This is a genomic window from Halosimplex amylolyticum (genome assembly GCF_051414035.1).
Taxonomy (GTDB): domain Archaea; phylum Halobacteriota; class Halobacteria; order Halobacteriales; family Haloarculaceae; genus Halosimplex; species Halosimplex amylolyticum.
Genome location: NZ_JBLKNW010000001.1, coordinates 602,867 through 615,585, shown reverse-complemented (window position 1 = coordinate 615,585; position 12,719 = coordinate 602,867). Strand labels below are relative to the sequence as shown.

Below are 12,719 nucleotides of genomic sequence, written 5' to 3'. Positions count from 1 at the left end.
GCTTCACTCATCCAGTGATCCGGATATATCGGATGAGGCCGTGCGCGATCGCAGAGGGCACATTTATGACGACAGTCGCGGATCGGTCAAACGAAATGTCGACATCGCTATTCGAGTACGAACCGAGAGACTGGCGAACGGACGCGACGGGGACGGTCAGATTCGCACTGGTCGGGATCGGCTGGTGGACCAGCGAGTACGTCCTCCCGGTGATAGCGGAGCTCGACCACTGCACGACGACGACGGTCGTCAGTAGCTCCACTGAGAAGACTGACCGCGTTCGCGACGAGTACGACACCGTCGAGCACGGCCTGACTTACGAGGCGTTCGCGGACGGCGAGGCGGCCGACGCCTACGACGCGGTCTACGTCTGCACGCCGAACGCGACGCACCTCGAACACGTCGAGGCAGCGGCGCGGCACGGGAAGGCGGTCCTCTGTGAGAAGCCCATGGAGGCGACCGTCGAACGCGCCGAGTCGATCGTCGAGGCCTGCGAGGACCACGACGTCCCGCTGATGGTCGCCTACCGGATGCACACCGAGCCCGCGGTCCGGCGGGCGCGTGAGCTCGTGCGTGAGGGCGTCATCGGCGAGCCGCAGCTCGTTCACGGCGAGAACTCCCAGCCGCTCCTCCGGATGATCGAGAACCCGGACCAGTGGCGGCTCAACCCCGACCTCACCGGCTACGGGACGTCCGTGATGGACCTGGGCATCTATCCGCTGAACACTGCGCGGTTCATCCTCGACGCCGACCCGGTTCAGGTCCAGTCGACGATGGCCTCCGAGCACGAGGCGTTCGACGAGGTTCCCGACGAGGTGGCGACCTTCTCCGTCGTCTTCGACGACGGCACGCACGCCGCGTGCTCCTCCTCGCAGAACGCGCACGACCACACGCGCCTCGAGATCGTCGGGACCGACGGACGGATCGAACTCGAACCGGCCTTCCACATGGAGACCTCGTTGACGGTCGCGCAGGGCGAGACGACCGTCGACGTGGAGACCGAGCAGGTCGACCAGATGGCAGAGGAGTTCGAGTACTTCGCTCAGCAGGTCCTCGCCGACGAGCCGTTGTACGCCGACGGCGAGCACGGGCTGCTCGACATGAAGGCGGTCCGAGCGATCCACGAGGCGGCGGAGTCCGGCGAGACAGTCGACATCGAATAAAAAGCGGTTCCGCGGTTTTTCCGGTTCCGCGGCGGGACAGACGATGTATCCAGTTTCGAAGGGAGAGCGACGACTTACCGCAGTTCGTCGGCGCGCTTCTCCCAGTCCTCTTCCCAGAGGTCGATGGTGTGGACCGAGTCCTCGGTGTACTCGTGTTCCTCGACGACGTCCATGTCGAGCTCGATACCGAAGCCGGGGCCCTCGGGCACCTGGACGTAGCCGTCCTCGACCTTCAGCGAGTCCTTCAGGAGGTCGTCGACCCAGGGCTCGTCGTAGGTCTGGAACATCTCCTGGATGCGGAAGTTCGGGATCGAGGTACAGAAGTGCGAGTAGATGGCGCCGGCGACCGGGCCCTGCGGGTTGTGCGGCGCGATGTCGACGTGGTCGGCCTCGGCGAGGCCGGCGATCTTCTTGCCCTCGGTGATGCCGCCCGTGTTCATCAGGTCGGGCTGGAAGACGTCGATGTCCGTGCGCGTGACCAGGTCGAAGAACTCGTGTTTGGTCATGTGGCGTTCGCCGGTCACGACCGGGATCGGCGACTTCTCGGCGACCTCGCGCAGGCTGTTGATCGAGTCCGGGGGGCACGGCTCCTCGTACCACGCCGGGTCGAACTGGTCGAGTTTCCGCGCGATGTCGACCGCCTGACTGGCGGAGAAGCGGCCGTGACACTCGATGAGGAGGTCGACGTCCGGGCCGACGGCCTCGCGGACCGCGCCCACGATGTCGACGGCGTGATTCTTCTCCTTGGTGGTCATCGACTGCCACGCAGTGCCGAACGGGTCGAACTTCATCGCGTCGTAGCCGTCGTCGACGACGCGCTCGGCGGCCCGGGCGAACCCTTCCGGCTCGCCGTCGGCGTCGGTGTACCAGCCGTTGGCGTACGCGCGCAGTTCGGTCCCGTGCATGGCGCCGCCCAGCAGCTCGTAGACGGGCTTGTCGAGCACCTTGCCCTTGATGTCCCAGCACGCCATGTCCACGGCCGAGACGACGGTCGTGTTGATGACGTTCTTGGAGAACCACTCGTTTCGGTACATCTCCAGCCACAGGGCCTCGGTGTCGAAGGGGTCACGGCCGATGAAGAAGTCCGACATCTCCTCGATGGCCGCCACCACCGTCCGCGGCTTGTCGTGTGTCGTCGCTTCTGCGACGCCGGTGACGCCCGCATCCGTGTGCAGGCGGACGAATACCCACGGCTTCCACGGGTTCGCTACCAGGTGCGTCTCGACGTCGGTGATTTCTACGTCCGACATAGATGGGTAGCGGCCGAGAACGCCAATAAAGCTACCGGTGCGAACCGAATCTGTGCGGGACGATTCCCGTCCGACAACGTCGGACGATTAATGTAGGCCGGAGTACGTGATACCTGTATGCACGTCGAACAGGACCCGCCGATCAAGTCCACCGCGACGAGCCTCGACGTCATCGAGACGGTCCACGAGATGGGTGGGGCGACGCTCCCCGAAGTCGTCGAACGCTTCGAGAAGCCCCGGAGCACCGTCCACGACCACCTGAAGACGCTCACGGAGGCTGGCTACCTCGTCAAGGACGACCGCACGTTTCGCGTCAGCGTCCGGTTTCTCAACCTCGGGGGTCGCGCACGCGCGGAGTCCCAGTTCTTCCAGGTGGCCGAAGGCGAAGTCAGGCAGCTCGCCAGCGACACGGGCGAACACGCGAACCTGATGATCGAGGAGAACGGCCGCGGCATCTTCCTCTACAAGGTCAAGGGGTCGCGCTCGGTGAACCTCGACACCTACGAGGGGATGGAGGTGGACCTGCACACGACGGCGATGGGGAAGTCGATCATGGCCTGGATGAGCGAGTCCAAACGGGACGAGATCATCGACGAACACGGCCTGCAACCGGTGACGAACCGGACGATAACCGACCGCGCGAAACTCGAAGAGGAACTGGAGGCGATCCGGGAACGCGGCTACGCGGTCGACAACGAGGAGCGCGTCGAGGGCGTCCGCTGCGTCGCCGCCCCGATCGTCACGGACGACAGAGTCGTCGGCGCTGTGAGCGTCTCGGCACCCAAGAGCCGCATGAACGGCGAGCGATTCGAGGAGACGATCCCCTCGGAGGTCCTCAGCACGGCGAACATCATCGAAGTCAATCTCCAGCACGCCTGATCCGAGTATATCGGATGGAGGTTGTGGCACCCTCTCACGTCGCCGATTCCCGTGGGACGGCGACACCAACGCAACCTTTATATCGCAGAACTCTCCATGAGTGACTATGCGTTACTATCGAATCGCCCGAGGGGAGTCTCCGTCGCTGATCGTCGAAGACGAGTCGGCAGCCTACGACCTCACAGCCACCGAAGCCGAACCGACGTCGTTTCTCGAACTCGCTTCTGCGGCCTCGCTGACGGACGGAACCGTCGACGACGTGGCCCGCGGCCTGATCGACGAGGCTCCGACCGTCGAACTCTCGACCGTCCGTGAACACCTCGTTCGACCGCTCGACCCCGACGAGATCTGGGGGGCCGGGGTCACGTACGCCATCAGCCAGGAGTCCCGGGAGGACGAGGGCGGACTCGCCGAGGCGTACCTCGACGCCTACGAGGCCGACCGCCCCGAGGTGTACTTCAAGGCGACGCCGAGTCGGACCGTCGGTCCGAACGAGACGGTCGGGATCCGCGGCGACTCCGACTGGGACGTTCCCGAACCCGAGATGACGATCGTCCTCTACGAGGACGAGATCGTCGGCTACACCGTCGGTAACGACATGTGTAGTCGGTCCATCGAGCGCGACAATCTGCTCTACCTCCCCCAGAGCAAGATCTACGCCAAGAGCTGCGCCATCGGCCCCTGCATCGCCACCGACGAGGCCATCGGCGACCCGCTCGACGTGGAGATGCGGATGGAGATCGTCCGCGACGGCGCCACAGTCTTCGAGGACTCGACCTCGACCAGCGAGATGGTCCGGACCTGCGAGGAACTGGTCGACTACTACACCCGCTACAACGAGGTACCCGAGTCGACCGCCCTGCTCACCGGTACGTCGATCATCCCGCCGGACGACGTGACGCTCGAAGAAGACGACGTGGTCCGCATCGAGATCGAGAACGTCGGCACGCTCGAGAACACCGTCGAACAGCTGTAGGCCGGACCCGCTGCGAACAGCTCTCGGCTGGCCGCGCTGTCGTCCTGTCCGGACACGCCCGCGACGGCGCGTCGGCGGCCGTCACCGCTCTGTCTGTCCCGTGCCCGAGCGGCGTCACAGCGGCAGTATCCTGTCGCTCGGCGCCGCTCGGACCGATCATTTTATACGACCGCCTCGGAATACCGTACTCCTGTATGGCAAACGCCCGCGTCACCGTTCACACAGAGGCAGGTATCGACCGCATCGAGCCCGAACTCCACGGCCACTTCGCCGAACACCTCGGGCGGTGCATCTACGACGGCATCTTCACCGACGACTCCGTCGACGAGGACGGCTTCCGTGAGGACGTCGTCGAACTGCTCGACGATCTAGAGATGCCCGTGCTTCGCTGGCCCGGCGGCTGTTTCGCCGACGACTACCAGTGGGAGGACGGCGTCGGCCCCCGCGAGGAGCGACCCCGCCGTCGGAACCTCTTCTGGGGCCAGGGTCGCGAGATGATCCCCGAGGAGTCCAACCGCTTCGGTACCCACGAGTTCCTCGAGTTCTGCGAGCGCGTCGGCACCGAGGCGTACCTCGCCGCCAACGTCGGCTCCGGCGACCCGCAGGAAGCGGCTGACTGGGTCGAGTACGTCAACTACGACGGCGACACCACGCTCGCCGACCGCCGTCGCGAGAACGGCCGCGAGGAGCCCTTCGAGGTCAAATACTGGGGCCTTGGTAACGAGAACTGGGGCTGTGGCGGCCAGATGGACCCCGAGCAGTACGCCCGGGAGTACCGCCGCTTCGCCACGTACGTCGGCACCCAGACCGCGCACATGCTCGACCACGACCTCGAACTCATCGCCTGCGGGTTCGAGGGCCACGACTGGAACCACCAGTTCATGGAGGAGGTCGGCGGCACGCCGTGGGGCGTCGACTACCCCCTCGACCACCTCACGCTGCACCACTACTACGGGCGAACCATGTCCGTCTCCGAGTCCGACGAGGACGACTACGACGAGTTCCTCCTCGAGGCGCTGGAGATGGACCACCACATCGAGCGGATCGCCTCCGCGATCAACGCGTTCGCGTCGACGCGCGACGTGGGCGTCATCATCGACGAGTGGGGCTCGTGGCACCCCGAGGCCCAGGGCGCCAGTGGCCTCGAACAGCCCGGCACCGTCCTCGACGCGCTGTCGGCCGCCGCGGTGCTCGACATCTTCAACGACCACGCCGACGTGATGACGATGTCCAACATCGCCCAGACGGTCAACGTCCTGCAGTGCCTCGTCGAGACGCAAGGCGACGACGCCTTCGCGCGCCCGACCTACCGCGTCTACGACCTCTACAAGCCCCACAAGGGCAACGAGGCCGTCACCACCTCGATCGACACGCCGACGCGCGAGGTCGACGACGAGGAACTGCCGCTGGTCGGCGCCTCGGCCTCGGTCGACGAGGACGGCGAGGTGTACGTCACCGCGACGAACCTCGACACCCGCGCCGCCCACACCATCGAGTTCACCGTCGAGGACGCGACCGGCGACGACGTCGACGCCCGGGTCCTCTTCGAGGGCCAGGAGCCCGACCTGGAAGTCGACGCCGACAACGCCGACGCGTTCGTCGCCGACGAGCTCGACGTGAGCGTCGACAACGACGGCACCATCACCGCCGAACTCGAACCGGCGACGGTCGCCGGCATCTCCGTCGAGTGACGCCCGAAGGCGGTCCGTACCTTCGATCGCCCCGCTCTCCGGCGGGTCGCGCTCCCTAACGGCCCGGGATTCGCCGCGACCGTCGACGGGACGATCGATCGGAGCAACCACACCCACCTCATGGATACACGGTCCCGGTCGGTATCGGTCCGCGGTCCCGGAGTTCCCGACTGTCACTCTTTCCCGTGTTGTCGTCTTTCGTTCCCCCACACTGCTCCGGATCTCTCGGTTCCGAGAGACGCTGCGGCCCCCGAAGCCGACGGTCGGAGAGTACCATAGACCGGGACGGTTCCGACGGAAGAACCGTCGTCAGAGTCGAGTCCCTACAGGCTCTCGTCGGCCCTCGCAGTACTGTGCCGACCAGCAGGTCGTCGCGACGGCGTCTCGCAGTCGTCGACCCCGACCTGCGACGACCGCGGACCAGCGACCGTCGACCACGTAGAGTACGATTATCGGAACGTAAACGCCAAAGAATTGAACAGTACTTCGCGACAATCGAACAGGAATTCGGGATGTGTGGGCGGCGGCGCATTCGGTCGTCCGTTAGAGGTGGACCCGGGCCCGCGAGCCCGTTAGATCGGCACGACCCCGACAAATTTATATAATGGGAGAAATGTACCAAAGGCCATGCCATCTGATGGCAAGCCAACAGAGAGTGCAGCACAGCGACGGCGGCGCGTGTCGCGTCGGAACGTGCTCCGTGCCGGGGCAATGGGTGGCGCCCTGGCGCTAGCCGGGTGTTCAAACAACGGTGACGGTGGCGACGGTGGCGACGGTGGTAACGGCGGCGACGGCAGCGGCGGCGACGGTGGTAACGGCGGCGACGGCGGCGACGGCGGTGACGGCGGCGACGGCGACGGTGGCGGCACGCCACCCGAAGACTTCGAGCCCGCGGACAACGCCATGACCGAGGGCATCACCGTCAACCCGACGAACTACCAGTTCAACCACCTCAACTTCACACAGCCCTTCTCGCACGCGATGCAGAACGACTGGTTCCAGCGCTACCACATCGCGAAGGAGGAGATCGAACCCTACGCGCTCGAGGTCACCGAGTTCGAGGGCGAGCGGGCGGTGCTGAAAGTCCGCGACGGACTCACCTGGCACAACGGCGACCCGGGAGACCCCGTGAACGCCGACGACCTCTACGCGAAACTCGTCACCGACACCGTCACGAACGGCTCGCTGGGGAAGCTCTGGACGGAGATCAACCGGGCCGGCGAGAAGTCCGTCGAACTCACGCTCGACGGCACCATCGCCGAGGAGCTGTTCATGGACGGTCTCAACTACTACGCCCTCGAGACCCCCTGGCGGCTCTACAAGGACTACGTCGAGCGCTGGGAGGACGCGACCACGGCCACCGCGACCGATAGCATCCGCACGGACCTCCGGAACGCCGCCTTCGAGGAACCGAAGGGTAACGGCCCGTTCCGGGTGTCGGACATCTCGAGTAGCCGCCTCCGGATGGAGAAATACGAGCACCACCCCGACGCGGACAACATCAACTGGGACTACTGGGACCTGGAGAAGGTGTCGACCGACACCGCGAGCGTCCTGGTCGGGATGGAAGTCGACGCCTTCCGGAACTACAACCCGCCCCAGTCCGTCTTCGAAAACGTCCCCGACGCGATGGAGTCGGCTGCCCTGCCCGCGCTGTGGGGCCAGTCGCTCCCGTTCAACCACAACGACGAGGACTTCGGTAACGTCCGCGTCCGCCAGGCGGTCACCGAGTTCATCGACCGCGAGGCCGCAGCGAACAACTACGGTCGCTGGGGACAGCCGGTCGAGGCCCCGAGCGGCCTCGTCGGGAACATCGACGGCCAGAACCAGCAGAGCGACCGATGGAAGAACAAAATCTCCGACGGAATGGCCGAACAGCTCCACCGCTACCGCGACCCCGAGCGCGGGCGGCGGCTCCTCCGCGAGGAAGGCTATCAGAAGGACGGCGGGACCTGGTACAAGCCCAACGGCGATCCGTTCGAGTTCACGATCAAGGTGCCGACGTACAACGACTGGCACCCGCTCTACCAGACGATCGCCGACAACCTCTCCAGCGAGGGTATCGACGCCCAGATGCAGACTATCGAGGCGTCGGCCTACTGGTCGGACCACTTCCTCGCCAACAACTACAAGGTCGCCGCGACGGGGTGGACGCTCCAGCGGTCGAGCCCCTACTACGTCTTCGACCAGTACTACAACGTCGACGCCGGCTTCCTCGGCCTCGACGCGACCTCGTTGATGGCGCCGCCGGTCGGCGAGCCCGACGGCGAACTCCAGGAGTTCGACCTCACGAAGCTCCAGTCCGAACTGCTCGTTGCGCAGGGCGACCGCTACACGGAGCTGACCGACAAGATCGCGTGGATCACCAACCAGACGCTCCCGATGCTCCAGATCCACGAGATCAACGACGCCACCTGGTACCGGACCGACAACTGGGAGATCCCGCCGACGGACTCCCCGAAGTACCAGGCCAAGTTCCCGCTGTGGTGGCTCCCGCGGTTCGGCTGGCTGCAGGCCAAATCGGCGTGATCCCCGCCCCGCGGTCGAACATGCATCGAGCGAAACAGTTATGACACAGCATACCACCATTCTTCAATAATCGATGTACGTAGCCAAACGAGTGGCACAGGCGTTCGTCACGTTCGTGTCTGTCGTCACCATCACGTTCGCCCTCGTGCGAGCGATTCCGGGTGGCCCCGCCGACTTCATCAGGGCACAGGTGATGCGCAGCGGCGGGTCCGACGAGATCAACATGCGAGAGCTCAACAACCTCGTCGAGACCTACACGAACATCGACCCGTCGACGCCCCTTCACGTCCAGTATTTTAACTACGTCACGAGCATCCTCCAGGGGGACTTCGGACAGTCGATCTGGTACAACAGGCCCGTCTCGGACATCATCGTCGACGCCGCTCCGTGGACGATCTTCCTCCTCACCGTCTCGATCCTGCTCACGTTCGGACTCGGGATCGTGCTCGGTGCGGTCATGGCCTACCTCGAAGGGACTCGCTTCGACAGCAGTTCGACCATCGTCTCGATGTTTCTCAACTCCGTGCCGTACTACATCGCCGCGATCTTCCTGGTCTACGTCGTCTCGATCCAGCTCGGGTGGCTCCCTCAGTCCGGTCGCTACGCGTCGGGGTTGGAGCCGGGGCTTTCCGTCGAGTTCATCGGCAGCGTGTTGCGCCACGCGATCCTCCCGATCGTGTCGCTGGTCGCCACCGGCTTCGGCGGCGTCGCGATCACCATGCGCGGCAACGCGATCCAGGAGATCGGCGAGGACTACATCCGCGTCGCCCACCTGCGAGGCGTGCCCGGCCGCCGAATCGCCACGCGGTACGTCGGCCGCAACGCCGTGCTCCCGATGTACACGAACTTCATGATCTCCATCGGCTTCATGTTCGGCGGGTCGGTCATCCTCGAACAGATCTTCGCCTACGAGGGGCTGGGCTACTACCTCCTCTCGGCGATCAACTCGCGGGACTATCCGCTGATGATGGGCGGGTTCCTGATCATCGCGCTCGCCGTGCTGATATGCATCCTCATCGCGGATCTCACCTACAGCAAGATCGACCCGCGCATCAGCGACAACGCGTCACGGGAGGCCTACTGAGATGGCCGAGAAGAACTCCTCGTTCAGCCAGTCGGACGACTACGCGACCGGGAGTAACGCGGCCGCGTCGAAAGGCGAGATCTACCGGGAGTGGTTCGATATGGCTCTGCTCACGCCGCTGCGAGTCGCGTGGGACGACTGGCGCACGCAGGTCGGGTCGATCATCATCTTCGTGTACGTCCTGATGGGCACGGCCGGCGTCGTGCTGGTCGACCCGCCCGTCCAGGGCCAGGGCGACCGGCTGACCCCCCCGCTTCAGGACTGGTCGGTGCCGCTGGGGACGAACAATCTCGGCGAGAGCCTGCTGTCGGCGACCGTCCACGCGACGCCGCCGATGCTCCAGATGATCGCCGCGGGCGCCGTGTTCTCGACCGCCGTCGCGACGGTCGTCGGCACCGTCTCCGGGTACAAGGGCGGCCGCGTCGACCGCGTCCTGACGACGTTCACGGACATCGCGATGACCATCCCCGGCCTGCCGCTCATCATCCTCCTGGTGGCGCTGTTCGAGCCGACGAATCCCGTGGTCATCGGCATCCTGTTGACGGTCAACGCCTGGGCCGGCCTCGCGCGGTCGATCCGCTCGCAGGTGCTCTCGCTGCGCGACCACTCCTACGTGGAGGCCTCGCGCATCATGGGCGCGCCCACCCGGCGGATCCTCAAAGACGATATCCTGCCGAACATCATGCCCTACGTCCTGATCAACTTCGTCAACTCCGCACGTGGGGTCATCTTCGGTTCCGTCGGGCTGTACTACCTGGGCCTGCTCGGTGGGGCTCACGAGAACTGGGGGATCATGCTCAACGGCGCATTCAACAACGGGGCCATCTACTCGCTGAGTTCGGTCTACTGGCTGCTGATCCCGATGGCCGCGATCGTCGGCATCTCCTTCGGGCTCGTGTTGTTCTCCCAGGGCACCGAGAAACTGTTCAACCCACGCATCCGCGCGCGTCACGCTGAAACCGTCGAAGACGACACCGCCCCCTACCAAGAATGACGATGCAACAGACACACACAGCGGTCGTCTCGGACCCGATCTTCGAAGTGCGCGACATCTCCGTGTCGTTCGACATGGACCGCGGCGAGTCGCGCGTCCTCGACGAAGTGGACATCGACATCCAGCGCGGCGAGATCCTCGGTGTCGTCGGCGAGTCCGGCTCGGGCAAGTCGATGTTCGCCTCGGCGTTGCTCGACGCCGTCGTCGATCCCGGCGTCCTCACCGGGGACATCGCGTTCCACCCCGAGGACGGCGAGTCGATCGATCTGCTGGACGACTCGGGCGTCGACATCAAGGACATCCGCTGGCGGCAGATCGCCATGGTGTTCCAGGGCGCGATGAGCTCGTTCAACCCGACGATGACCATCGAGGAGCACTTCCGCGAGACGCTCTCCGTCCACGACTACGACGTCGAGGAAGGCATGGAACGCGCTCGCGAGCTGCTCTCGGACCTGTATCTCGAAGCCGATCAGGTGCTCGGATCGCACCCGCACGAACTGTCAGGCGGGATGAGCCAGCGCGCGCTCATCGCGCTCTCGCTCGTCCTCGAACCCGAGGTGCTCGTGATGGACGAGCCGACGGCCGCGCTCGACCTGCTCATGCAGCGGTCGATCATCGAACTGATCAAGGACATCGCTCGGGAGCGTGACCTCACGATCGTCTTCATCACGCACGACCTGCCGCTGGTTGCGAACCTCGCCGACCGTCTGGCCGTGCTGTACGCCTTCGAGTTCGTCGAGGTCGGGCCGGCCGACGACGTCCTGACCGGTTCGAAACACCCCTACACGCGGGCGCTGCTGAACGCGACGCCGAACCTCGACACGCCGCGCGAGGAGATGAAACCCATCGACGGAGCCGCTCCCGACCCGGTGAACGTCCCGGACGGCTGTTCGTATCACCCGCGGTGCCCGATAGCAGACGAGACCTGTGTCCGCGAAGACCCGCCGCTGGACGGGGCCGACGACGCCCACGCGGCGGCCTGTCACTACGTGGAGCGAGTCCCAGACGAAGTCCCGCTGAACATCCAGGAGGTGACCGTCGATGAGTGACGAACCCGTCGTCTCGATGGAGAACGTGGAAGTCCACTTCGAGTCCGAGGGATCGATCCTCCCGTTCGGCGACGACCCCGAAGTCGTCCAGGCGGTCGACGGCGTCTCGCTCGACATCCCCGAGAACGACGTGGTCGCGCTGGTCGGTGAGTCCGGCTGTGGGAAGACCACCCTCGGCAAGACCGCCATCGGTACACAGCGGCCCACCGGCGGGTCGGTGAAGTACAAGGGCCAGGACGTCTGGAAGGCCAAAGACGGCGAGGGAGACGTCGAGATCCCCTTCGAGGAGATCCGCCAGTCGCTGCAGATCATCCACCAGGACCCCGGCGCCTCGCTCAACCCCAACAAGACCGTCCAGCACTCGCTGGGCGCGCCGCTGCGCCTGCGCCATCCGGACATGGACACGTTCGAGCGCCGCGAGCGCATCCACGAGATGCTCGCCCGCGTCGGGATGGAACCGCCGGAGGACTACGCCAAGCGCTTCCCGCACCAGCTCTCCGGCGGGGAACAACAGCGCATCGCGCTCATCCGCGCGCTGCTGATGAACCCGGACCTCATCCTCGCCGACGAGGCCGTCAGCGCGCTGGACGTGTCGCTGCGGATCGACATGATGGACCTCATGCTCGACCTGCAGGACACCTTCGACACCTCCTTCCTGTTCATCAGCCACAACCTCTCGAACGCCAGCTACATCGCCGGCAAGTCCGACGGTCGCATCGGGATCATGTATCTCGGCGAACTCGTCGAGATCGGTCCGATCGACGAGGTGCTGGGGAACCCCCAGCACCCCTACACGAAGGCGCTGATGTGGGCGACGCCGAACCTCCACCCCAAGGCGGCCGACCGCGGCGAGTCGCCGCTCCGGAAGATCGACGTGCCGGACCCGCGCAACCCGCCGAGCGGCTGCCGCTTCCACACGCGCTGTCCGGAGGCCCGCGAGGCCTGCACCGGCGAGATGCCCGATCCCGTCACCGTCGGGGACGACCACGACGTCGCCTGTTACCGCGCCTACGACCACCACGAGTACTGGTCCAGTCCGGAACTCTCCGACGATGCGTCCGAGGGGCCCGGTGTCGCCGACGGTTCGACCGCCGACTGACTACG

General features: G+C 65.4%; 10 protein-coding genes. 9 read left to right on the top strand and 1 reads right to left on the bottom strand.

Annotation, left to right across the window (positions count from 1 at the left end; all coding sequences use genetic code 11):
* The first annotated feature begins 95 nt into the window (after positions 1-95).
* On the top strand, positions 96-1,163 hold the full coding sequence (gene gfo6, locus ACMGFE_RS02835; RefSeq protein WP_436923576.1) for a D-xylose 1-dehydrogenase Gfo6: 1,068 nt from the start codon (positions 96-98) through the stop codon (positions 1,161-1,163).
* A gap of 74 nt (positions 1,164-1,237) precedes the next feature.
* Here gfo6 and ACMGFE_RS02830 read toward each other — a convergent pair whose 3' ends face one another.
* Positions 1,238-2,413 (bottom strand): mandelate racemase/muconate lactonizing enzyme family protein, encoded by a 1,176-nt coding sequence (locus tag ACMGFE_RS02830; RefSeq protein ID WP_436923575.1) that lies wholly within the window; start codon positions 2,411-2,413, stop codon positions 1,238-1,240.
* A 117-nt stretch (positions 2,414-2,530) separates the two neighbouring features.
* Here ACMGFE_RS02830 and ACMGFE_RS02825 point away from each other — a divergent pair, with 117 nt between their 5' ends.
* From ACMGFE_RS02825 to ACMGFE_RS02790, 8 genes are all read left to right on the top strand, one after another.
* A complete protein-coding gene (locus tag ACMGFE_RS02825) occupies positions 2,531-3,292 on the top strand; it encodes an IclR family transcriptional regulator (protein ID WP_436923574.1) in 762 nt (253 codons plus the stop codon).
* A 106-nt stretch (positions 3,293-3,398) separates the two neighbouring features.
* The gene (locus ACMGFE_RS02820; RefSeq protein WP_436923573.1) at positions 3,399-4,268 is read left to right on the top strand and encodes a fumarylacetoacetate hydrolase family protein; all 870 of its coding nucleotides are present in this window, start codon (positions 3,399-3,401) and stop codon (positions 4,266-4,268) included.
* 194 nt (positions 4,269-4,462) lie between these two features.
* Positions 4,463-5,959 (top strand): alpha-N-arabinofuranosidase, encoded by a 1,497-nt coding sequence (locus tag ACMGFE_RS02815; RefSeq protein ID WP_436923572.1) that lies wholly within the window; start codon positions 4,463-4,465, stop codon positions 5,957-5,959.
* 627 nt (positions 5,960-6,586) lie between these two features.
* Entirely contained in the window at positions 6,587-8,488 is a 1,902-nt protein-coding gene (locus ACMGFE_RS02810; protein WP_436923571.1) for an ABC transporter substrate-binding protein, read from the top strand.
* Between the two features lie 73 nt (positions 8,489-8,561).
* Entirely contained in the window at positions 8,562-9,572 is a 1,011-nt protein-coding gene (locus ACMGFE_RS02805; protein WP_436923570.1) for an ABC transporter permease, read from the top strand.
* A 1-nt stretch (position 9,573) separates the two neighbouring features.
* Positions 9,574-10,566 carry an ABC transporter permease gene (locus ACMGFE_RS02800; RefSeq protein WP_436923569.1) on the top strand — a complete coding sequence of 331 codons (993 nt, stop codon included), beginning with the start codon at positions 9,574-9,576 and terminating at the stop codon, positions 10,564-10,566.
* Positions 10,567-10,568: 2 nt separating this feature from the next.
* Positions 10,569-11,615, top strand: a complete 1,047-nt coding sequence (locus ACMGFE_RS02795; RefSeq protein ID WP_436923568.1) for an ABC transporter ATP-binding protein — start codon at positions 10,569-10,571, stop codon at positions 11,613-11,615.
* Entirely contained in the window at positions 11,608-12,714 is a 1,107-nt protein-coding gene (locus tag ACMGFE_RS02790; protein WP_436923567.1) for an oligopeptide/dipeptide ABC transporter ATP-binding protein, read from the top strand. Before ACMGFE_RS02795 ends, ACMGFE_RS02790 begins: the two co-directional genes overlap by 8 nt.
* Positions 12,715-12,719 lie beyond the last annotated feature (5 nt).

What these genes read in the sequence shown, in the direction of transcription:
- gfo6 (WP_436923576.1), top strand. Translation starts at nt 96, where the DNA reads ATGTCGACATCGCTATTCGAGTACGAACCGAGAGACTGGCGAACGGAC.
- ACMGFE_RS02825 (WP_436923574.1), top strand. Translation starts at nt 2,531, where the DNA reads ATGCACGTCGAACAGGACCCGCCGATCAAGTCCACCGCGACGAGCCTC.
- ACMGFE_RS02795 (WP_436923568.1), top strand. Translation starts at nt 10,569, where the DNA reads ATGCAACAGACACACACAGCGGTCGTCTCGGACCCGATCTTCGAAGTG.
- ACMGFE_RS02805 (WP_436923570.1), top strand. Translation starts at nt 8,562, where the DNA reads ATGTACGTAGCCAAACGAGTGGCACAGGCGTTCGTCACGTTCGTGTCT.
- ACMGFE_RS02800 (WP_436923569.1), top strand. Translation starts at nt 9,574, where the DNA reads ATGGCCGAGAAGAACTCCTCGTTCAGCCAGTCGGACGACTACGCGACC.
- ACMGFE_RS02810 (WP_436923571.1), top strand. Translation starts at nt 6,587, where the DNA reads ATGCCATCTGATGGCAAGCCAACAGAGAGTGCAGCACAGCGACGGCGG.
- ACMGFE_RS02815 (WP_436923572.1), top strand. Translation starts at nt 4,463, where the DNA reads ATGGCAAACGCCCGCGTCACCGTTCACACAGAGGCAGGTATCGACCGC.
- ACMGFE_RS02820 (WP_436923573.1), top strand. Translation starts at nt 3,399, where the DNA reads ATGCGTTACTATCGAATCGCCCGAGGGGAGTCTCCGTCGCTGATCGTC.
- ACMGFE_RS02790 (WP_436923567.1), top strand. Translation starts at nt 11,608, where the DNA reads ATGAGTGACGAACCCGTCGTCTCGATGGAGAACGTGGAAGTCCACTTC.
- ACMGFE_RS02830 (WP_436923575.1), bottom strand. Translation starts at nt 2,413, where the DNA reads ATGTCGGACGTAGAAATCACCGACGTCGAGACGCACCTGGTAGCGAAC.